The organism is Pseudooceanicola spongiae (genome assembly GCF_014899185.1).
Lineage (GTDB): Bacteria > Pseudomonadota > Alphaproteobacteria > Rhodobacterales > Rhodobacteraceae > Pseudooceanicola > Pseudooceanicola spongiae.
Window position 1 is genome coordinate 3,433,141 of sequence record NZ_CP045201.1, and the last position, 20,854, is coordinate 3,453,994.

At 63.4% G+C, this 20,854-nt stretch carries 20 protein-coding genes; 11 read left to right on the forward strand and 9 right to left on the reverse strand.

Annotated features, from left to right (window positions below; genetic code table 11):
* The first annotated feature begins 33 nt into the window (after window positions 1-33).
* From F3W81_RS16145 to F3W81_RS16155, 3 genes are all read left to right on the forward strand, one after another.
* Window positions 34-1,212: an aminotransferase class I/II-fold pyridoxal phosphate-dependent enzyme gene (locus F3W81_RS16145; RefSeq protein WP_193080220.1), complete on the forward strand. Its 1,179-nt coding sequence runs from the start codon at window positions 34-36 to the stop codon at window positions 1,210-1,212.
* Between the two features lie 12 nt (window positions 1,213-1,224).
* Window positions 1,225-4,488: a DNA translocase FtsK gene (locus F3W81_RS16150; RefSeq protein WP_193080222.1), complete on the forward strand. Its 3,264-nt coding sequence runs from the start codon at window positions 1,225-1,227 to the stop codon at window positions 4,486-4,488.
* A 132-nt stretch (window positions 4,489-4,620) separates the two neighbouring features.
* Complete coding sequence (locus F3W81_RS16155; protein ID WP_193080224.1) at window positions 4,621-5,247, forward strand: LolA family protein; 627 nt, start codon at window positions 4,621-4,623, stop codon at window positions 5,245-5,247.
* 60 nt (window positions 5,248-5,307) lie between these two features.
* Here F3W81_RS16155 and F3W81_RS16160 read toward each other — a convergent pair whose 3' ends face one another.
* Together F3W81_RS16160 and F3W81_RS16165 are read right to left on the reverse strand one after the other, a co-directional pair.
* Window positions 5,308-5,886: a transglycosylase SLT domain-containing protein gene (locus F3W81_RS16160; protein ID WP_193080226.1), complete on the reverse strand. Its 579-nt coding sequence runs from the start codon at window positions 5,884-5,886 to the stop codon at window positions 5,308-5,310.
* 83 nt (window positions 5,887-5,969) lie between these two features.
* Window positions 5,970-6,851 carry an AEC family transporter gene (locus tag F3W81_RS16165; protein WP_193080228.1) on the reverse strand — a complete coding sequence of 294 codons (882 nt, stop codon included), beginning with the start codon at window positions 6,849-6,851 and terminating at the stop codon, window positions 5,970-5,972.
* Window positions 6,852-6,935: 84 nt separating this feature from the next.
* Between F3W81_RS16165 and hspQ the strand changes: the two genes are divergently transcribed.
* Window positions 6,936-7,262 (forward strand): heat shock protein HspQ, encoded by a 327-nt coding sequence (gene hspQ, locus F3W81_RS16170; RefSeq protein WP_193083953.1) that lies wholly within the window; start codon window positions 6,936-6,938, stop codon window positions 7,260-7,262.
* Window positions 7,263-7,300: 38 nt separating this feature from the next.
* On the opposite strand, the gene F3W81_RS16175 is transcribed toward hspQ, so the two are convergent.
* The 3 genes from F3W81_RS16175 to F3W81_RS16185 all read right to left on the reverse strand — a co-directional run bounded on the left by F3W81_RS16175 (window position 7,301) and on the right by F3W81_RS16185 (window position 9,953).
* On the reverse strand, window positions 7,301-8,875 hold the full coding sequence (locus tag F3W81_RS16175) for a gamma-glutamyltransferase family protein (protein ID WP_193080230.1): 1,575 nt from the start codon (window positions 8,873-8,875) through the stop codon (window positions 7,301-7,303).
* Between the two features lie 258 nt (window positions 8,876-9,133).
* A complete protein-coding gene (locus F3W81_RS16180) occupies window positions 9,134-9,625 on the reverse strand; it encodes an ATP-binding protein (RefSeq protein WP_193080232.1) in 492 nt (163 codons plus the stop codon).
* The gene (locus F3W81_RS16185) at window positions 9,615-9,953 is read right to left on the reverse strand and encodes an STAS domain-containing protein (protein ID WP_193080234.1); all 339 of its coding nucleotides are present in this window, start codon (window positions 9,951-9,953) and stop codon (window positions 9,615-9,617) included. Before F3W81_RS16185 ends, F3W81_RS16180 begins: the two co-directional genes overlap by 11 nt.
* 109 nt (window positions 9,954-10,062) lie before the next feature.
* On the opposite strand from F3W81_RS16185, the gene F3W81_RS16190 reads away from it, so the two are divergent.
* From F3W81_RS16190 to F3W81_RS16205, 4 genes are read left to right on the forward strand one after another with little or no spacing between them, the layout of a single operon-like run.
* Entirely contained in the window at window positions 10,063-11,235 is a 1,173-nt protein-coding gene (locus F3W81_RS16190) for a thiolase family protein (RefSeq protein WP_193080236.1), read from the forward strand.
* A gap of 21 nt (window positions 11,236-11,256) precedes the next feature.
* On the forward strand, window positions 11,257-11,712 hold the full coding sequence (locus tag F3W81_RS16195) for a GAF domain-containing protein (protein ID WP_193080238.1): 456 nt from the start codon (window positions 11,257-11,259) through the stop codon (window positions 11,710-11,712).
* Window positions 11,713-11,757: 45 nt separating this feature from the next.
* A complete protein-coding gene (locus F3W81_RS16200) occupies window positions 11,758-12,135 on the forward strand; it encodes a GFA family protein (protein WP_193080239.1) in 378 nt (125 codons plus the stop codon).
* A 39-nt stretch (window positions 12,136-12,174) separates the two neighbouring features.
* On the forward strand, window positions 12,175-12,834 hold the full coding sequence (locus tag F3W81_RS16205; protein ID WP_193080241.1) for a pseudouridine synthase: 660 nt from the start codon (window positions 12,175-12,177) through the stop codon (window positions 12,832-12,834).
* Between the two features lie 101 nt (window positions 12,835-12,935).
* Here the strand turns inward: F3W81_RS16205 and F3W81_RS16210 are convergent, their stop codons facing one another.
* The 3 genes from F3W81_RS16210 to F3W81_RS16220 form a co-directional block, all read right to left on the reverse strand.
* Window positions 12,936-13,778, reverse strand: coding sequence for a PhzF family phenazine biosynthesis protein (locus tag F3W81_RS16210; protein WP_193080243.1), 843 nt, complete (start codon window positions 13,776-13,778; stop codon window positions 12,936-12,938).
* A 109-nt stretch (window positions 13,779-13,887) separates the two neighbouring features.
* Window positions 13,888-14,916, reverse strand: a complete 1,029-nt coding sequence (locus F3W81_RS16215; RefSeq protein WP_193080245.1) for a serine/threonine protein kinase — start codon at window positions 14,914-14,916, stop codon at window positions 13,888-13,890.
* A gap of 320 nt (window positions 14,917-15,236) precedes the next feature.
* A complete protein-coding gene (locus F3W81_RS16220) occupies window positions 15,237-16,682 on the reverse strand; it encodes an aldehyde dehydrogenase family protein (RefSeq protein ID WP_193080247.1) in 1,446 nt (481 codons plus the stop codon).
* Window positions 16,683-16,947: 265 nt separating this feature from the next.
* On the opposite strand from F3W81_RS16220, the gene F3W81_RS16225 reads away from it, so the two are divergent.
* From F3W81_RS16225 to F3W81_RS16235, 3 genes are all read left to right on the forward strand, one after another.
* Window positions 16,948-17,601 carry a peroxiredoxin gene (locus tag F3W81_RS16225; RefSeq protein WP_193080249.1) on the forward strand — a complete coding sequence of 218 codons (654 nt, stop codon included), beginning with the start codon at window positions 16,948-16,950 and terminating at the stop codon, window positions 17,599-17,601.
* Window positions 17,602-17,678: 77 nt separating this feature from the next.
* Window positions 17,679-18,809 carry a capsular polysaccharide export protein, LipB/KpsS family gene (locus tag F3W81_RS16230; protein ID WP_193080251.1) on the forward strand — a complete coding sequence of 377 codons (1,131 nt, stop codon included), beginning with the start codon at window positions 17,679-17,681 and terminating at the stop codon, window positions 18,807-18,809.
* Window positions 18,802-19,671, forward strand: a complete 870-nt coding sequence (locus F3W81_RS16235; protein ID WP_193080253.1) for a glycosyltransferase family 8 protein — start codon at window positions 18,802-18,804, stop codon at window positions 19,669-19,671. The genes F3W81_RS16230 and F3W81_RS16235 overlap by 8 nt, the downstream gene beginning before the upstream one ends.
* Here F3W81_RS16235 and F3W81_RS16240 read toward each other — a convergent pair.
* Window positions 19,668-20,747, reverse strand: coding sequence for a rhamnan synthesis F family protein (locus F3W81_RS16240; protein ID WP_193080254.1), 1,080 nt, complete (start codon window positions 20,745-20,747; stop codon window positions 19,668-19,670). The genes F3W81_RS16235 and F3W81_RS16240 overlap by 4 nt on opposite strands.
* Window positions 20,748-20,854 lie beyond the last annotated feature (107 nt).

The following is a 20,854-nucleotide window of genomic DNA, read 5'->3' on the forward strand; positions in this document are numbered from 1 at the left end:
CGAAACGATCCCGTATTCAGAGGCAGTTTCCATATGTTTCCAGAGCGGTTTTCGAACCTTCCGGAATATGCGTTCCCACGTTTGCGCGCCTTGCTCGATCATCACGAGCCGGGTGGAGACGTGGTGCATATGACCATCGGCGAACCCAAGCACCCGTTTCCGGACTGGGTGCCCGAGGTGCTGTCCGCCTCTGCTGCTGAATTTGCGAAATACCCCCCGAATGAGGGCAGCCCCGAGCTGCGCGGTGCGATCTCTGACTGGATTGCGCGCCGCTATGGCGTCCGCGTCGATCCGGAACGTCAGATCATGCCGCTGAATGGCACGCGTGAGGGGCTCTACAACGTCGGCATGGCGCTGTGTCCGGAGCAGAAGAACGGCAAGCGGCCGGTCATTCTGATCCCGAATCCCTTCTACCAAGTCTATATGATCTCAGCGATTTCTGTCGGGGCCGAGCCTGTGTTCGTGCCCGCGACGAAGGAAACCGGGTTTCTGCCCGACTACGCCGGTCTGCCCGAAGATATCCTGAACCGTACCGTCGCGGCCTATATCTGTTCGCCGACCAACCCGCAGGGTGCCGTCGCGCCCGAGGGGTACCTGCGCGACCTTCTGGCGCTGGCGGAAAAGTACGATTTTCAGGTCTTCTCGGACGAATGCTACTCCGAGGTTTACCGCGACACGCCGCCGGTCGGTGCGCTTCAGGTCGCACAGGACATGGGCGTCGATCCTGAGCGGGTTCTGATCTTTCAGTCGCTCTCGAAACGCTCCAACCTGCCGGGTTTGCGCTCGGGCTTCGTGGCGGGCGGGCCGGAAAGCCTGCGCCGTCTGAAGCAGCTGCGCGCCTATTCCGGGGCCCCGCTGCCATTGCCGCTGCAGCGCGTGTCCGAACGGGTCTGGGCGGACGAGGATCACGTGATCGAATCCCGTCGTCTCTACAACGAGAAATACGCTGCCGCCGACGCCGTGCTGAATGGCGTGCCGGGGTATCAGGGGCCCGAGGCGGGGTTCTTCCTCTGGCTGCCCGTGGCGGACGGAGAGGCGGCGGCGCTGAAGCTTTGGCAACAGACGGGGGTCAGGGTTTTGCCGGGCGCCTATCTCAGCCGCGACGTTGGGGGCCATAACCCCGGCGCAGGATATGTCCGGGTCGCCATGGTGGCCCCAAAAGACGCGATGGTGGCCGGGCTGATCAGCCTGCGCGACTGTCTGTACAGGTAACGAGGAGGCGACATGGCATTTCAGACCAAGGGACGCGACCCGCTTTTTGACAGCACCATGCAAGAGGCACTGGAAAAGCGCGGCAAGGAACTGATCGGGCTGATGCTGTTGGTCTTCGGGCTGATGGTTGCCGCTCTGCTCTACAGCTACACGCCGGCGGACCCGTCGTGGATGTCGGCCAGCGATGCGCCGGTGCAGAACTGGCTGGGCCGGTTCGGCGCCTCGATCGCTGCGCCGATGATCATGGTGATCGGTGCCGGGGGCTGGGCGATTGCCGCGCTCTCTATCGTCTGGGGCCTGCGCTTCGGTCTGCATTTCGCGGACGAAGGCCCTGTCGGCCGCCTTGTCTTTGCACCGGTGTTCGTCGCGGCTGTGGCGGTCTATGCCGGGACGCTGAACACCGGGGCCGAGTGGCCGCATGCCTTTGGTCTTGGCGGGTTGTTCGGGGATACCGCGCTTGGTGCCCTGATGGGCCTGCTGCCGCTGCCCATCGACACGGCCATCCGTCTGCTGGCGGTTGGTCTGGGCCTTGGCTCTGCCGTGCTGGGTCTGTGGGTCATGGGCTTCACCGTGTATGAGCTTCGCCGCATGTTCCGCCTGATGGTGCTGGGCCTTGTCCTGCTTTACGCCATGGTGCTGAAGGTGCTGGGTCGTGGTGCCGCTGGTACGATGCGCGCCGCTGGCAGTGCCGCCACCCATGCCGCAGGTCGCGGGCGCGATCATCTGGAACGCCGCCGGGCCGTGCGCGCGGAACGCACTCAGGGCGCCTTCTACGACGATCCCACCGTCCAGCAGGACTGGGAGGAAGACCCCTGGGCCTCGCCCGATATGCCGCTGTATGATGAGGAGGACGAACAGGACTACGCCCTGTCGCAAGCCTACGAACAACAGCTGCCCGAACCGAAGCCCGAGCCACGCTCGCGTTTGCTGGGGCGTCTGTCGAACGGTCTGAAGCGGCGCGCGGACCCCGCCGATATGCCCCCGGATGAGCTGGTTGTGAGCAAGCCCGTTGCGCATATGCCCTATGGTCATGATCCCAGCGTGCCCGAAAATCAGCGCATCCAGGCCAAGATCGCCGATGTCGTCCGCTCGCGCGCGCGCTCTGTACCCGTCATCCGCTCGGTTCAGCCGGCAGAGCAGGCACAGCCGCAGGGCAACCGTCCGCGTCGTCCCGCCCCGCTGATCGTCAGCCCGACGCGCACCGAGCCGCCGCTGACCTCGGCGTCGCAGCCCGCGCGCCCCTTTGCGCCGCCACCGCCCGTCGCCGCGCTTCGCAGTGCCCCGCGCGCTGTGGGAGCTGCTGACCCGCGCCACGCGGCCTACCCCTATCCCGACGAAGTGTCTGCCTATGCGGCAGAGCCCGAGATCGAAGCGGACTACGAGACGGACGAGCCTTTCGTCGATCTCGATGCGGAGTATGAGGCCGACTACAGCACAGAGACCTACGCCGATGAGGCATTGGTCGCTCCGCCACCTCAGCCCGTCGACACCCGCGAAACATCTGGCCCCCGCGTGCTGCGCGGCGCCTATCGAAACGATGACGAGGACCCGGCCTGGCTGGACGAGGAGGCCTCGGCCTTTGGCGATGACTATGGCGCGCCCGAGCCCGGGATTGCGGACGATCATACCCACACCAAGGCCTTTGCCCCCGAAAGCGTCCCCCCCTCCCCTGCCGTGCCGCGCCCCCCCGTGGCCGCGCCGCAGGTGGCCGCGCGTGCGCCCGAACCCGCCCCTCGGACCTATCAGGAGCCGGAGAAGGTCCATTATGACCTGCCGCCGCTCAGCCTGCTGACCAACCCGGAAAACATCCAGCGCCTGCACCTGTCGGACGAGGCTTTGGAAGACAACGCCCGGATGCTGGAAAACGTGCTGGATGATTACGGCGTCAAGGGCGAGATCGTCTCGGTCCGTCCCGGTCCCGTGGTGACGATGTACGAGCTTGAGCCTGCGCCGGGCCTGAAGGCCAGCCGCGTGATCGGTCTGGCGGATGATATCGCGCGCTCGATGTCGGCGCTGTCGGCGCGTGTTTCGACCGTGCCGGGCCGCTCGGTCATCGGGATCGAACTGCCGAACGAGACCCGCGAAAAGGTCGTGCTGCGCGAGATCCTTGCGGCGCGCGACTTTGGCGATACGCACATGAAACTGCCCCTCGCGCTCGGCAAGGATATCGGCGGCGAGCCGATGATTGCGAACCTTGCCAAGATGCCCCACCTGCTGATCGCAGGGACCACCGGCTCGGGTAAATCCGTGGCGATCAACACGATGATCCTGTCGCTGCTCTATCGGCTGACGCCGGAGGAATGCCGCCTGATCATGATCGACCCGAAGATGCTGGAGCTGTCGGTCTATGACGGCATCCCGCACCTGCTGTCCCCCGTTGTGACCGATCCGAAGAAGGCCGTCGTGGCCCTGAAATGGACCGTCGCCGAAATGGAGGACCGCTATCGCAAGATGTCCAAGATGGGCGTGCGCAACATCGACGGCTACAATGGCCGGGTGCAGGACGCGATCGACAAGGGCGAGATGTTCAGCCGCACCGTGCAGACCGGCTTTGACGACGGCACCGGCGATCCGGTGTTCGAGACCGAAGAGATCAAGCCCGAGAAGATGCCCTATATCGTCGTCATCGTCGACGAAATGGCGGACCTGATGATGGTCGCGGGCAAAGAGATCGAGGCCTGCATCCAGCGTCTGGCGCAGATGGCGCGGGCCTCGGGTATCCACCTGATCATGGCAACGCAGCGTCCTTCGGTCGACGTCATCACCGGCACCATCAAGGCGAACTTCCCGACCCGGATTTCCTTCCAGGTGACCTCCAAAATCGACAGCCGTACGATCCTGGGCGAAATGGGGGCCGAACAGCTGCTGGGCATGGGCGACATGCTCTACATGGCCGGTGGCGCCAAGATCACCCGCTGCCACGGCCCGTTCGTGTCCGATGAGGAGGTCGAAGAGATCGTCAACCACCTCAAGGGCTACGGTCCGCCGTCCTATATCGGTGGCGTGGTCGAGGGCCCCGAGGACGACAAGGCCGATGACATCGACGCGGTGCTGGGCCTGTCCACCGGCGGCAATACCAACGGCGAAGATGCGCTGTATGATCAGGCGGTTGGCATCGTGATCAAGGATCGCAAGTGCTCCACCTCCTACATCCAGCGCAAGCTGGCCATCGGCTACAACAAGGCGGCGCGTCTGGTTGAACAGATGGAGGACGAGGGCGTCGTGTCCTCCGCCAACCATGTTGGCAAGCGCGAAGTGCTGATCCCGGAACAGTGAGACGTGTGAGGGGGCTTTAGGGCCCCCTCGCGCTGCACTTTCGGCGAGGCTTTGCCGGTTAAAGTGGAACTGTGACGGCTCTGTGATCGTTCGGTGCTGGAATGGACCGCTGCCGGAGACTACATCCCTGTTATGAACAGACTGACCCGCCTTCTAGCGCCCGCCGCCACAATGACCGCCGCTGTAACCGCGACGGTTGTCGCCATGGCGCTGCCTGCCATGGCTGATCCGATCTCGCTCAACGCGATTTCAAAGTACCTCAACGGCATGACGACCGCCGAGGCAAAGTTCACCCAGATTGCCAGCGACAATTCGGTTTCGACCGGAACGCTGTACATCAAGCGGCCCGGGCGGATGCGGTTTGAGTATGACCCGCCGCAAGCAGCGCTGGTTCTGGCCGGTGCCGGCGCGGTCAAGATCTACGACCCGAAGACAAAAAGCACCGAAACCTATCCGCTGAGCCGCACTCCGCTGTCCATCATCCTGGACAAGAATGTTGATCTAGGGCGTGCCAATATGGTGACCTCTCACCGGGAGCAGGGGCCCTCGACAGTGGTACGGGCGCAGGATCCGGCGCATCCGGAATATGGCTTTATCGAAATGGTGTTCACCGACAATCCGGTCGAACTGCGCCAGTGGGTCGTGCATGACGACTCCGGTGGCCAGACGACGATCGCGCTTGGTGAGCTGCGCACTGGCATGAACCTGCCGGGAACGCTGTTCACGGGGACCGGTTCGGTTGGTGACTCAGGCCGCTGAGGACGCGGCTAACCCAATAAAAAGGCCCGATCATCACGCCTGATGATCGGGCCTTTTGCGTTAGCGGCAGTAGGGCAGCTGTTTCGCGTAGAGATCCGAGCGGACAGCGACGCGTTGCGACACCGACAGCAACCAGGATTTGTTGTTGTGGCTGCCGCGCAGATAGCCCGTGCGCCCTTCGTGATAGGCGAGGTACTGGTTGCGCGCATCCGTCAGCGGAATGCCGATGCGCTTGGTCGTGCCGGACATGTACCAGCCCATGAAATCAGCGGCATCGTCGATATCTGTGCGCCGTGCGCGACGGCTGCTGGTCTGTTCGCGATAGTCATCCCAGGTGGAATCCAGCGCCTGGCTATAGCCATAGGCCGAACTCTGCCGGCCCATCGGGATGATCCCCAGCATGTAGCGATGCGGTGTGCGCGCATTGCCGATGAACTTACTTTCCTGATGCATGACGGCCATCATGACGTTCGTCGGAACCCCCCAGCGACGCTCAACCTTCTTGAAGGCACGGCGATAGTGGGGACGTTCGGATAGGATGGAACACGCATCATCCAGATTGCGCGGCGCCGTTGTATCGCGACTGCCGCAAGAAGCGACAAGCATCACGATCAGCAGCGCGAATAGCTTTCTGCCCATATGTCTCTCGTTTTTTTATCTGCTCGGTTTTTCAATTAGCGTACACGAAGCCGTGTAATAGCGAAACCGACAAAGCTGTGATGCTAAAGCAGAATTGCCAGCAATACGGGGATTGCCGCCACCGACATAAGGGTCGAGGCGACGACAAGGCCCGCAACGGCCTGCGCATCGGCGCCATATTTCTCGGCCAGCAGGTAGGAGGTCACGGCGACCGGGGTCGAAATCTGCAGGATCAGGACGGCGAGGGCGACCGGTTCAAGCTTAAAGAACGTCCCCACGCCCCAGGCAATCCCGACGCAGAGCACCAGCTTCAGCGCCGACAGCCCGACTGCGAGGACCATGCGCCCCGGTGTCAGGCGGGCTACGGCGACGCCAAGGGTGATCAGCATGATCGGAATGGCAATCTGGCCGACAAGCTCCAGCGTATTGGTCAGGAAACGCGGCGTTTCCCAGCCCTGCCACAGAAAAATCCCTCCGAGGATGGTGCCCCACAGCAGCGGTTCGCGCAGCGCACGCAGGACTGACCCGCCGCCCGACACCACCCAGATCCCGAAGGTAAAGTTCCACAGTGCCATGATGGCAAAGACGATCACCGCGTAGCCCAGCCCGGCCTCACCAAAGGCGAACATAGCCAGCGGCAGACCGAGATTGCCGGTATTGCCATAGATCAGTGGAGCGAGGTATGTCCGCATGTCGAGTCGAAAGACCCAAAGTGCGATGGCGGTCACAGCGGTCAGAACACCGTAGCCGACGGCCGCAGCCAGAGACAGGGTGGTCAGCGCGACAGGGTCAATCTCGGTCCGCATCAGGGCGGTGAAGATCAGACAGGGCACAGACAGGGTCATCGCCAGACGGGTGACGAATTCGACCTTGTATTCGACCCCCATACGGACCCAGATATATCCGATGGTGGCCAGCAGGAAAACAGGCGCGACAATCTCGAGAACTGTAAGGACGAGGTTCACACTCTGTTTCCTGAATATTATAGTAGGGCGTTGGACAAGCTGCGGTGTTTGACGTTAGTAGTGGGGGCCATGGGCTGCAAGACGATGCTGACAACGAAAGCTAAATATCATCTGGGCCAGATCGTGCGACACAAGAAGCACCCCTTTCGTGGGGTGATTTTTGACGTCGATCCGGAATTCAGCAACACCGAGGAATGGTATGACGCCATTCCCGAAGACAGTCGTCCTGCGCGCGAACAGCCGTTTTATCACCTGTTGGCCGAGAACGATCAGAGCTATTATGTGGCCTATGTCTCGGAACAGAACCTGGTCGAGGACAGCTCGGGTGAGCCTGTAGATCACCCTGATATCCCTGATCTTTTTGGCCCATTTGAGGATGGCGCCTATCCTCTGCACTTCCAGTTGAACTGACGTGGGAAGGCCGCGCGGGGCGGCCTTCGCCAGCGTGGTCAATAGCCGATCGCGCAGCCGTCCTTGCGCGGGTCTGACCCTGCCTCCAGAAATCCGTTCGCATCAATCCGGATCGCCTGCGCGCCGCCAATCGGGCCGGCTGGGGTGACGACCGCGTGCCCGCGTGCGGCGAGCTCCGCGTGCACCCCAGCAGCATAGCCACGTTCCAACTGAAGCGAGCCAGCCTCGGGGAAAGACCGTGGCGCATCGATCGCTTCCTGCGGGCTGAGGCCGTAATCACGCAAATTTGTGACGAAACGGGCATGTCCCGCCGCCTGATATTGGCCACCCATCACACCGAACGGCATGTTGGGTACGCCGTTTTCAGCCAGCATGCCCGGAATGATCGTATGCATGGGCCTCTTACCGGGGGCGAGCGTGTTCGCGTGGTCCGGCGTCAGGGTGAAGCCGCACCCGCGATTGTGCAGCAGCAATCCGAACTTCGACGTCCCGATACCGGAACCGAAGGGCATGAACACCGAATAGATCAGCGAAACGGCCATGCGATCCTTGTCGACCACGGTGATATAGACCGTGTCGCGATGCGGCTGGCCCTCGGGCTTGGTCGTCGCGCTGCGGGCGCGTTTGGGATCGATGCGGGCCGCAAGTTGCGCCGCGAACGCCGGATCAAGCATCTGCGCGCCGCTGGCATGGGCCGGGTCGGCGATCAGATCGTTGCGCGCGTCATAGGCAAGCTTGGCCGCTTCGGCCTCAAGATGCGCGCGGTCAGCCCCAAAGGGGTCGAGGCTCGCCAGATCGAAATGCGACAGGATGTTCAGGATCAAAATTGCTGTGGCACCCTGGCCGTTTGGCGGATGCTCAAACAGGGTTGCGCCCTTGTAGTCGCCCTTGATCGGTGTGGTTTGCAGGCCTTTCACAGTGGCGAAATCCTCGGCCGTGTGACTGCCGCCGGCGGCGTGCAGGGCTGAGAGCATGTCTTCGGCGACCTCCCCCTCGTAAAACGCCGAGGCACCGTGGCGGGCGATGCGACGCAGCACCTCTGCCTGACCCGGCAGGTCGAAGCGGGTACCCGGTTTGGGTGGCGCGCCCCATGGCAGGAAATGCCCGCGGGCGGTGTGGTTGAGCGTGGGAAAGGACTGCGCCCAGTCAAAAGCGACGCGGGAATGCACGGGCACCCCGGTTTCAAAATAGCTGATGGCAGGGGCGAGGCTGTCGGCGAGGCCCAGCTTGCCCCAGGCGGCGGACATTGCATCAAAGGCCTGCACCGCGCCGGGCAGAGTGACGGCCTGCGCGCTGTCGGTCGGGATCTTGGTGTGACCCTCATCGCGCAAAGCCTGAGCGTCGGCGCCAGCGGGCGCGGCACCTGAGCCGTTGAACCCCAGAACCTGATCCGAGCCGGCGGGCTTGACCAGCACAAAGCAATCGCCCGCAAGGCCACACATCGCGGGTTCGCATACGCCGAGGGTCACGGCCCCGGCGATGGCTGCGTCCATCGCATTGCCGCCACGTTTCATGATGTCGATGGCCACCTGCGCCGCAATCGGGTGCGAGGTCGCGCAGATGCCATTCTCGGCCCAGATGGGCGATCGGCCCGGCAGTTGAAAATCGCGCATGTTGCCTCCTCTTTCAGCGAGCAGAGGCTGCGCGGAGGCGCGGGCAAGGTCAAGAGATCATTGCAGGATGTCTTGGTCTGATCTTTGGCGCGATGCGGCGGAGGCGTATGGCGCACTGACAAGGCAGTGGTTTTCGGTTTTCTGAGGGATGATGGCCGAACCATGAAGCGATTGCCGAGAGCATGAGCGCAAGGCCACGCACGACTTGATCCAGAGAACTCCCTCGCCATCCGCTAGTTGCCAGCGGTCCGGGGGCTGTCAGTTGGGCAGGAGCGTGACGCCGATATTGATGCGGAAGCTGAGCCTGTTGATGTCACCAGTCCGGAAATATTGCACGTCATGCGAAAGATCCTGAATCAGGAACCAGCCAAATCCGCCTTCTGGCAGGGCGTCCAACTCCTCCGGCAGAGGGATGCGCAGACCTATGGGGGCGATGCCGTCGGGCATGGGTTTGCCCTCGTCAAGGATGGTGAAGTGCAGCCCGTCAGGCCTATGCGCGCATTCCAGACTGATCCAGCCACGCTCGCCCTCTCCGTAAGCATGCTCAACGACGTTGTTCAGGGCCTCTGCCAGAACCAGCTCGACCGTTCCAAGTTCCTCAGGCTCAAGGGACAGCGCGGCAAGGCTGCCGATCACAGTCTCAAGCGCGCGACGCACCGAGAGGGACGTGCTGGGAAAGCTGATGCGAATGTCACGCTGCAACTGAAAAACGGGGCGTTTCGTTGGCGCGGAGATAGCCTCACGAGGCATGGGGGTGCACCGCGGCTTCTGCAGCTAGGTGGATGGGAAAGACCGTATCCATGCGCGTCAGTCGAAATACCTTGTCGACATTGGGGCGGAGAGCGGCAAGCTCCAGCTTGGCCCCGCCGTGCATCTGCTTCATCGCGGCGACAATTGCGCCGAGCCCTGAAGAATCGACGAATTCCACCTGTGCGAGATCCAGCACCACGCGGCCCTTTGCCTCATCCAGAGCGGCACGCATCTGGTCCTTGAACTGGATGGCGACAGCGGCGTCGATGCGCAGGGCGTTGACGGTGACGATCATGACATCGTCCTGAAGGCGCGAAGTAAGATCCATTCTGCGTGTATTCCCCAAGTCTGGCATCAGCGCGTTGTTGATTGGCACAGAGACTAGACGGCAATCCTTACCATTCGGTATGCATGTTCAGCACATGCAGGAGGATGCGATGCAGGAGGTTGTCATCGCGGGCGCGGCCCGCACGGCGATGGGGGGATTTCAGGGGGTCTTTGCAGGGGTTCCTGCGGCCAACCTGGGTGGCGCGGCGATTGCGGCTGCGCTGCGTGGTGCCGGAATTACCACGGTGGATGAAGTGCTTATGGGCTGTGTGCTGCCCGCCGGGCAGGGACAGGCCCCGGCGCGGCAGGCAGGCTTTGCAGCCGGTCTGGGCGAGGAGGTTCCGGCCACCACGCTGAACAAGATGTGCGGCTCCGGCATGAAGGCGGCGATGATGGCGCATGACCAGATCGCTCTCGGTCACGCCGCGACCATGATTGCGGGCGGGATGGAGAGCATGACCAACGCCCCCTATCTGCTGCCTGCGATGCGCAGCGGGGCGCGGCTGGGCCATGCGCAAACGGTGGATCACATGTTCCTCGACGGGCTTGAGGACGCCTATGACAAGGGTCGTCTGATGGGCACCTTTGCCGAAGATTGCGCCGAGGCCTTTCAGTTCACCCGCGAGGCTCAGGACGATTACGCGTTGAAATCGCTGTCAAATGCGCTGGAAGCTCAGGCTTCGGGCGCCTTCGAGGCCGAGATTACAGCGGTTGTCGTGCCCTCGCACAGGGGCGACAGCACTGTGGTCGAGGATGAGCAGCCCGGCACGGCGCGGCCCGAAAAGATCCCCCAGCTCAAGCCCGCGTTTCGCAAGGACGGGACGGTGACGGCGGCCAATTCCTCGTCGATTTCCGATGGGGCTGCGGCTCTGGTGCTGACCTCGCGGGCCACGGCGCGGGCGCGCGATCTGCCGATCCGGGCGCGCATCATGGGCCATGCGAGCCACGCTCAGGCGCCGAAGGATTTCCCCACGGCCCCCGTACCGGCGGCGCGCAAGCTGTTGAAAAGGCTCGGTTGGTCCGTGGCGGATGTCGACCTGTGGGAGGTGAACGAGGCCTTTGCCGTCGTCCCCATGGCCTTCATGCACGAGATGGGTCTGGGGCGCGATGTGGTAAATATCCACGGCGGCGCCTGCGCCCTGGGTCATCCGATCGGCGCCTCTGGCGCGCGGATCATCGTGACGCTGTTGCATGCGCTGGAACGCCATGATCTGAAACGGGGTATTGCGGCGATCTGCATCGGTGGCGGCGAAGGTACTGCCATCGCGATTGAGCGCCCCTGACGCGCCTCGGAAAGGACTGATATGCCTGATTATTCTAGCCTCGCGGCGACCGTCGCCTCACTGACCGAAGGCGAGAGCGACGAGGTTGCGCTGATGGCCACGCTGGCGTGCGAGCTGCACCATAGCGACGACCGTTTCGACTGGACCGGGTTCTACCGGGTGACTGAGCCGGGCCTGCTGAAGATCGGGCCCTATCAGGGGGGCCACGGCTGCCTGAAAATCCCTTTCGACAGAGGGGTTTGCGGGGCGGCCGCGCGCAGTGGCGAAACCCAGCTGGTGCCCGATGTCGACGCCTTTCCGGGCCATATCGCCTGCGCCAGCAGCACCCGGTCTGAACTGGTGATCCCGGTGCGCAACGGCTCCGGTGCCGTGATTGGCGTGCTGGATATCGACAGCAATCAGCCCGATGCCTTCACGCCCGAGGATGCCCGCCAGCTGGAAGAAATTCTGCACAGCGTCTTTTGTGGACGACCATGACGACGGGCGAAAAAACCATGCAAACCAACGGGAAGGCCTGAAAATATGCTGAAAGGATCATGCCTCTGCGGCGGGATCTCCTGGCAGACCGAGGCCGCGCCGCGTGCCTCTGTCGCCTGCCATTGCACGCAATGCCGCAAGACCTCTGGGCACTACTGGTCGGCGACGCAGGTGCCGACCGAGGCGCTTGAGATGATCCGCGCTGACACGCTGGCCTGGTACCAGAGCTCGCCCCAGGCGCGGCGCGGGTTCTGCAACGCCTGCGGGTCGTCGATCTTCTGGCAGATGGAGGGCGAGGGGATGACCTCCATTGGGTCGGGGACCATCGACGGCGACAGCGGACTCACCACTTCCAAGCATATATATTGTGGTGACAAGGGCGACTACTACGACATAGAGCCCGGCCCCGACAAATCTGCCTGAGCCATTTACGCGGGACGGGGCAAGGTCTATCACCCGCATATGTCGAGCGAATATAGCCCCCCGGACGTGCCCCTGACCGTGATCCACGAGGACCACGAACTGCTGATCGTGGACAAGCCTGCCGGGCTGCTCTCGGTCCCCGGCAAGGGCGATCATCTGGCGGATTGCCTGCTGAGCCGCATTCAGTCGGCCTTTCCCAACGCCCTGCTGGTGCACCGTCTGGACCGCGACACCAGCGGCGTGATGGTCTTTGCCCTGTCGCGCCATGCGCAGCGTCACCTGGGGTTGCAGTTTGAGCATCGCCGGATCAAAAAGACTTACTATGCAAGGCTTTATGGCAAGTTGGAGCCTAAGGCCGGCACCGTCGATCTGCCGATTATCGTTGATTGGGAGAACCGGCCGCTGCAAAAGATCGACCATGAAAACGGTCGCGCGGCGGTCACCGACTGGAAGGTCAAAAGCTATGGCGCGGCGGGGCCTGAGGGCGAAACCCGCGTGCGGCTGTTCCCCCATACCGGGCGCTCGCACCAGCTGCGGGTGCATATGCTGGCGATGGGCCATCCGATCCTGGGCGACCCGTTCTATGCCAGCGGCGCGGCGCGCGACCACCCTCGTCTGATGCTGCACTCCGAAGAGATCCGGCTGCTGCATCCCGACGGCGGCGCGGGGCAAAAATTCCGCTCCAAATCGCCGTTCTGAAGGGCTGCGCCGGAGGGCGCTGCGATACCCTCGACAGGGCCGAAGTGCGATGTCGGTATCCGGTCGGTATCTGAACGGTAACTGAACGGTGCGAAATCGGCTCAGTCGTCGATCAGACGGGTCGCGCCGCTGACCTGAACCGGCGCGTGCGGAAGGCCGGATACGGCGACCTCAAGCAGGGAGGGCTGGTCCATATCCTCGCCCTGACGGATGGTGAAGCGGCCTCCGCCCACCAGCGCAGGCCAGCCGAGATCGACCAGCGCGCCGCCAAGCGCGGCGGCGGCGGCCCCTGTCGCGGGATCCTCGACCACGCCGCCGATCGCAAAGGCGTTGCGGGCGGCAAAGGCAAGGTCAGACGTGATGTGCAGCAGCGATACAGTGGTCAGCCCCTCGGCCTGCATGAGATCGCGCAGGGCCTCGAACGGATAGGCCATGGCGGAGAGCTGGCTGCGCTCTTGCAGGGTCAGAATGGCGTGCTGCACCCCGGCATGGGCCAGCAGGGGCGGCAGGGTGGGGTCGAGGTCCGCAGTCGTCAGACCAAAGAGATCGGTCAGCCTGCTCAGAAGATCCCTCGCCAGCGGGCGCGACCAGGTTGGTGGAGAGCGCAGACTGGCCTGCCAGTGACCCTCGGCCAGGTGCGCGTCGACGGTGATGCTGCCCTGCGCCAGAGTGAGACGGAAATGCCCGGCGCCGCGGTGCTGGCCAAGGGCGGCCCCAAGCGCGATGGTGGCATGGCCACAAAAGGCGACCTCGGCCTCGGGTGAGAAATAGCGCACCTGCCAGGCGTCGCCGTCGGGCGCGGCAAAAGCGGTCTCGGAATAGCCGACCTCGCGGGCGATGGACTGCATCTGCTGCGGGCTCGGCAGAGTGTCCGCGATGACGACGCCGGCAGGATTGCCGCCGGTCTGGCCCAGACAGAAGGCTGAAATGCGTTGCAGGGTCATGGGGGGCTCCGTCGTCTGCGATCAGGGATGACAGGACGCTAGAGGGTCTACGGCATAACGGGTAATGAATTTATAAAGCCAAATCATCACAATTGGCGATGTGTCGGTGTCACTTGCGCAGGATACGGTCCGTCAGGTTTTGCCGTCCGGGCAGGATCTGGCCCAGCTCGACCGACAGGGCCGCATCGGCGCGGCGCATCTCTTCCAGCTCGTCCAGACGGTTTGCAGCGACCAGCGACAGCACATCCAGCCGCACCGAGCCACTGGCGCTGCGCGGCAGACAGACGACCGGCTGCACCTTTTCCGACAGGGACTCGGGCACAAGCGCGCGCAGCTCCTCCTGGGAAAGATCGGTTTCGGCAAAGGTGTAAAGGCCGACGCCCTTGCCGGGCAGAGCGAAATTGGTCAGCACATGCGTGGTGATACGGGGGTGCGCGCTGAGGATCCGGGTGATCTCGGCACCGTCGCTCTCGATCCGGTCCTCTGTGCCCTCACCGTCGGACCAGTCGAGCAGCCGCCGGGTGATGAAGTTATAGAGCAACTTGCCGGTGGCCATCCAGATGCGGGTCGGGACGGCCTTGTGATTGAGCATGGTGCGCTCGGCAGGGGTAAGCAGATCCGGCGCATAGGCCCGCTTCTGCTTCAGCAGATGGCGCAGATCCTCGCGCGCCATGGTGCGGAACAGGGCGCCGCGCCGTCGATGCACCGAGGCAAGCTGAAAATCGATGACAGCAGCGCCACCGTCTGGCCGGCAAAGCCAGTTCTGCGGCTTGGCAATGTCGTTGTGTGTGACGCCGCGCCGGCGCATCTCGCGCAGCAGCCGCTTGGCATCGCGATAGAAGAGGGCTTCGGAGGGGCGTGCCAGATGCAGTGGCGTGCCCTCTGACCATTCGCGCAAAATCCCGGTGCGGTCATAGCGTAACAATTCCGGACAGCCTTCGATGCCCCGCACAGCGCGCAGACCCCGCACTTCGCGCCGGGCCAGGAACCAGGCGATCGGGCGCGACCAAAGCGGCAAGGCATCGAGCTTGCGCAGCGCCAGTCGCCGTTCGGGCGAACGTGCGAGATGCCCCGAGATGGTCTCGGAAAAGGCGTCGCGCTTGAGCACCGTGACGGGGATGAAGTCATTTTCTGACAAGGGCAGGCCCGGGATTTGTGATCATTGGCGCATCTAGCAGGGCGGAGCGGGTTTCGGCAAGCCTCGCAGGGGGGCTCTGCCCCCGCCGCGCGTGCCGCGCGCCTCCCCCGAAGTATTTCAGGCAAGATGACAGGGGAGCCGCGCGCTTTATCATCTTGCCAAAAATACTTCCGCCGGAGGCATCCGAAAGCTGGCCATGCGCGAAGGCGGAATGAAAACAGCCCCGCCGTTGAGGGCGGGGCTGACTGTCAGGCCGGATCCTTGATCTTGCCGGGGGCCGGAGACGAGGCCAACTCGGGATCGAGGAACAGGGTCCGCTTTCAGGCCATTTCGGCATCCCAGCCTGAGACCGCCTTGACCTCCATGAAGTCCTCAAGGCCCCAGACGCCGCCTTCGCGGCCGTTGCCCGAGGCTTTCATGCCACCAAAGGGCGAACCGGCGCCGCGTGAGGTGCCGTTCATCTCGACCATGCCGGAGCGCAGAGCGAGGGCCATGCGGTTGGCTCGCTTGGCGTCGCGGGTCTGGACGTAGTTCGTCAGGCCGTAGGGCGTGTCGTTGGCGATGGCGATGGCCTCTTCTTCGGTGTCGAAGGGGATCATCGTCAGGACCGGGCCAAAGATTTCCTCGCGCGCGATGGTCATCTGGTTGGTGGCGTCGGCAAAGACCGTTGGGCGCACGAAGTAGCCACGGTTGAAGCCCTCGGGGCGGCCGGTGCCGCCGGCGACGAGGCGGGCGCCTTCATCAATGCCCTTCTGGATCAGGTCCTGGATCTTGTTGAACTGCGATTCGTTGACGACGGGGCCGATGTGGCGGCCTGCGTCATGCGCCGAACCGACGGCAACCGAGCTTGCGACAGAGGCGGCGGTCTCAACCGCGGCATCGTAGATCTCGCGCTGGACAAGCATCCGGGAGGGCGCGTTGCAGCTCTGGCCGGAGTTGCTCATCATGTGCAGCACGCCGCGTTTGACGGCTTTGTCGTCGGCATCGGCGAAGATCACGTTGGCGCCCTTGCCGCCGAGTTCGAGGTGCACCTTCTTCAGCGTTTTCGCGGCGTTTTGCGAAATCGCCACGCCGGCGCGGGTCGAGCCGGTGAAGGAGACCATGGCGACATCCTCGTGACCCGACAGCGCCGTGCCGACGCCGGGGCCGTCGCCGTTGACGAGGTTGAAGACACCGGCGGGGATCCCCGCCTCGTGCATCATCTCGGCAAAGAGCATGGCGTTGAGGGGGCTTTCCTCGGAGGGTTTCAGCACCATCGTGCAGCCTGCGATCAGGGCCGCGATGACCTTGAGCGTGATCTGGTTCATCGGCCAGTTCCAGGGCGTGATCAGCGCGCAGACACCGACGCCTTCATAGACGATGCGGTCGTTGGGGGCGTGATCGCCGAGCGGGCGGATGAACTGGAAATTTTTCGCCGCCGTCAGGAAGTTCTTGGTGTGGCTGTAGCCCGCGCCCCATTGCGAGGCGGTGGCCATGTCGATGGGCGCGCCCATCTCGGTCGAGATCGCCTCGGCCATGTCACCCTGGCGGGCCTTGTAGATCTCAAGAAACTTTTCGACCAGCGCGATACGCTCGGCCGGGTCACGGCGCATCCAGGTGGGGAAGGCGGCCTTGGCGGCGGCGACGGCGGCATCGACATCGGCAGCAGAGCCGAGCGAGATCACACCGCAGGGTTCCTCGGTCGAAGGGTCGATGACGGCGCGGTCATTGGCGTGCACCGGGTCAACCCAGGTGCCGTTGATGTAGAACTGGCGTTTCTCGATCATGGTCATACTCCGATCATAATGCGGCACAAATTCCGCCATGCGGGCGTCAATTTCGTGCGATCGCAGTTAATGTGGCACCGCCGGGGAAAAAGGGCAAGCTGTGCCGCAGGTCTTTGAGGCCTGCGTCGATGCACAGCCGCCCCGGCGCAGGCGACGTAGGGGCACGCTTGGCCATCGGGGTGCGGGCCGGGCCTCAGGACAGGGGGTGCAAAGGGGCACCGGAGGGCCTAGGTATGGATCAACCGCATTTAAACCGGAGGATATCATGGCTCTGCGTATCAATGACATTGTACCTGACTTTACCGCTGAAACCGATCAGGGGACGATCCATTTCCACGACTGGATCGGCGACAGCTGGGCGATCCTGTTTTCCCACCCGAAGGACTTCACGCCCGTCTGCACCACCGAATTCGGGGCCGTGGCGCAGCTGGCGCCGGAGTGGGAAAAGCGCGGCACCAAGGTGATCGGCATCTCCGTCGACAGCGCCGAGCAGCACAAGAAATGGAAGCGCGACATCGAGGCCTTTGCCAGTGTCCCGGCCAATTTCCCGATCATCGCGGATGAGGGGCTGGAGGTCAGCAAGGCCTTCGACATGCTGCCCGCCGATGCCTATCTGCCCGATGGGCGGACCCCGGCGCATTCGGCCACGGTGCGCAGCGTCTTCATCATCAGCCCGGACAAGAAGCTGCAGCTGAGCATGACCTATCCGATGTCGGTCGGGCGCAATTTTGCCGAAGTTCTGCGCGCGCTCGATGGCCTGCAAAAGACCTATGGCGCGCCGGTGGCGACGCCTGCTAACTGGCAGGTCGGTCAGGACGTGATCGTGGCGCTGTCGCTGGATGACGCTGCGGCGACCGAGAAATACGGTACCCTCGACAAGAAACTGCCCTATCTGCGGTTTGCCAAGGACAAGAGCTGATCACACGCGCCAGACGTTCCGCTCAGGGGTGTCAGCCATAAGGGGGGCGGGCCAGGATTGGCCCGCCGGGGACTTGAATGTTCGTAAAACTCGACACTGGCGTCGTGCGCCATTTCGACACGGCCCTTGCGGGCGAGGTGGACAGCATTGCGACCTCCAGCCGCGAGGTCTATCGCCGCCTTGCCGCGCTGAAGGGGGCTGCGTTTGCCCGCCGCGCGTTGTGGCAGGCGCTGACGGCTGACAAGTCCGATATCCGTCCGCTGATCGAAGGCAATCTGACGCGCAAGCGAATCCGCTTGCCAAAGGTGTTCGGCAATCCGGTGATCGGGGGCATTTACGGGGCCATCAAGCGGGTGCAGGCGCATCTGCTGCGCAGCTTGCTGCGGGCCGAGTTCGAGACGGTGCGGCAGGATCGCGTGGCGATTGTCTATAACGGTTCGAACTACCCCGAGTCGGTGCTGGCAGAGGTGACGGCGGGCCATCCGCGGGTTTTTGTCGAGGCGGGGTTCTTTCCCGGCACGCTGCAGATTGATCCCCGCGGCCTGAACGGTGCCAATTCGGTTCCGCGCGACGCGGCCTTCTACCTTGAGAGCGATCAGGATTTTGCGGCGGGTGGTCTGCCGGAGGCGGTGAACAACCGCCCCTCCAAGGGCAAGTTCGCGCCGGTCGACTTGCAGCCCGGGTTTGTGTTCGTGCCATTTCAGGTGCCCTCGGACATGCAGGTGACGCTGCATTCGCCGATGGTGCGCGATATGGAACAGTTTCTGGATGTGGTGATCGCCGCCGCCGAGGCGAACCCGGATGAGACCTTTGTCATCAAGGAACACCCGAGCTTCAAGCGCTCGGTCATCGGGGCGCGGCCCGAACATCCTCGGGTGATCTTCGCCAATGGCAATGTCACCTCAGAGATGATCGCGCAGGCGCGGGCGGTGCTGACGCTGAACTCTACCGTGGGGATCGAGGCGCTGCTGCTGGACAAGCCGGTGATTACGCTGGGCGCGGCCTGCTACAACATCGACGGGCTGGTGCTGCATGCCGAGGGGGCTGAGGCGCTGAACGCGGCGCTGGCGCGGCGCGACTGGCGGCCCGATGGGCGGCTGCGGCGGCAGTTCATCGGTTACCTGTGGAACCACTACCTTGTGCATGGGCGCTACGATGATCTGCCGGTCGATCTGGCGGCGCAGCTGGAAAGAATCGCCCGTGGCTGAGCCTGTGCAGATCGCGCTGGCGTCGGATCGCAACATGATCGACGCGGCGCTCGTGGTGATCGGAACGGCGGCGCGCCATGCTTCGGTGCCGCTACGGGTACACTTCATGGGGCGCGGGCTGAGCCCGCAGGACTGGGCGCGCATCGCCCGCATCTGCGAGGTTGGCGGCGCCGAGCTGGTGCGCCATGAGCTGAGCGATGCGATGCTGACGGGCGCGGTCCAGCGCAAGGCCGAGATTTCGCTGGTCGCCATGGCGCGGCTGTTTCTGCCGGGGCTGGTGCGTGGCCGTGTGCTCTACCTCGATTGCGATGTGCGGGTCGCGGCGGATATCGCGACGCTGGTCGTGCAGCCGTTGAACGGCGCACTGATGGGGGTGGTGCGGGACTTTCTGGTGCTCGACCGGGTGCGCCAGCAGGGCGCGGAGAGCCCCAGACTGCGCGACCATTTCAAGGTCATGGGCGAGGTGCCGGTGACCGAGTACTTCAATTCGGGCGTGCTGGTGATGGACTGCGATGCGATCAACGCGCAACCGGGGCTGGCCGGGGAGATGACGGATGTGGCGCGCGCCAGTACGTTTCCGCTGTCCGATCAGGATTATCTGAACCTGCTGTTCGCCGGACGGACGCAGTTCCTGCCGCTGGGCTGGAACGCGATCTGGGGGCGCAATGCCTATCACGCGAAGGCCGTGCGCCAGATGGACTGGCTGCCCGAGGCCGAGCGTGACACGCGCGCCCGCATCATCCACTACACGGGGCCGAAAAAGCCGTGGAAGCCGGTGACGCTTTCGGCGGTTCTGCGGGGCCGGGGGCTCGAGACGCTGCGCTACCGGCAGGCGGCGCGACAGGTTTTGCGCCAGCTCTAGGCTTTGTCCCAGCCCAGCACTTCGCGCTGAATGACGGGGTCAAGCTCGGCCAGGATCTCGGGGCTTTCGCGCAGGATGGCGCGCTGGCGAATGAATTCCGGCTCTCGGATCTTCTTGAGGATCGGCATCCGCATGGTCTGGATGCAGAGCAGCGGATGGTCATCGACCAGCCGGGTGACGAAGGACTGCGATTTCAGCACCTCGCGGGCGTGATCGCGAAAGGCCGCGTCTTCCATGTCGCCGCCGAGCAGCGCGTTCAGGCTGTCACTGCCACGGCTGGGCTTTTCCAGATGCAGGCGCAGAACGGTGCGGAAGTCGGCGGTGGGCAGGGCGAGCAGCGCCTCGATCACGCTGGCGGGGCGATAGGCGGCATTGATCGCCGCGCCATGCGCCACGAAATATTCGCTGAGGCCGATTTCAAAACGGCGCACCACGAGGCGCTTGTTCTGATAGAGCGGCAGCTTTTCCCAAAAGCCGCGGAAATCGGCGGAATTCAGCAGGCTGCCGGAAAAGCGATAGAAATAGGACTGAATGTGGGTCCGGTGTTTCTTGAACTGGTTCTGATACATGAACAGGCCAAAGATTTCTTCGGGCGCGCTGCGGGCATCTTCAATAAGCGTGCAATCGGGCAGGGTGGGAAACCAGATGGAATCGTTCAGCACGAATAGCGTATTGACCGGTGCGACATTATTCAGAACCCAAAGAACACCTTCGCGATAACCGCCAAAATCATAACCCAGATTGGGGCGTTCGATCAGGGTCATGCAGAGCGGCTTGAGCCGCGCAAAATCGCTTGGGTCAAAGCAGTGGTTGGCCACGAGAACGGTGGAAATGCCACGGCTTTTCAGATGCTCAAGCGTCAGGAACAGCGAGTCGAGCAAACCGTCGGGCTGATAGATCAGGACAACGGCGCATTCGTCGGTCGCGACAACCTCACCGGCAAAGACGTGAACATTCCCGGCCCGGCGCAGATCGTGATAGCGCCGCCGCCACGGGGCAATTGCGTGTTGCAGATAGTTGCGGATCGACAGCGGAATGCGCCTGATTTCGCGCTTAATTTTCCAGCCCGGTACCATATTGAGTTTTCGCTCCGCCAAAGTCGTATCGTGCAAAAGAACTTTATGCTTTTAATACCGCGGTTCGAAAAAAGTAAGGGGCCTTGCGGCCCCCTACAAAATCACAG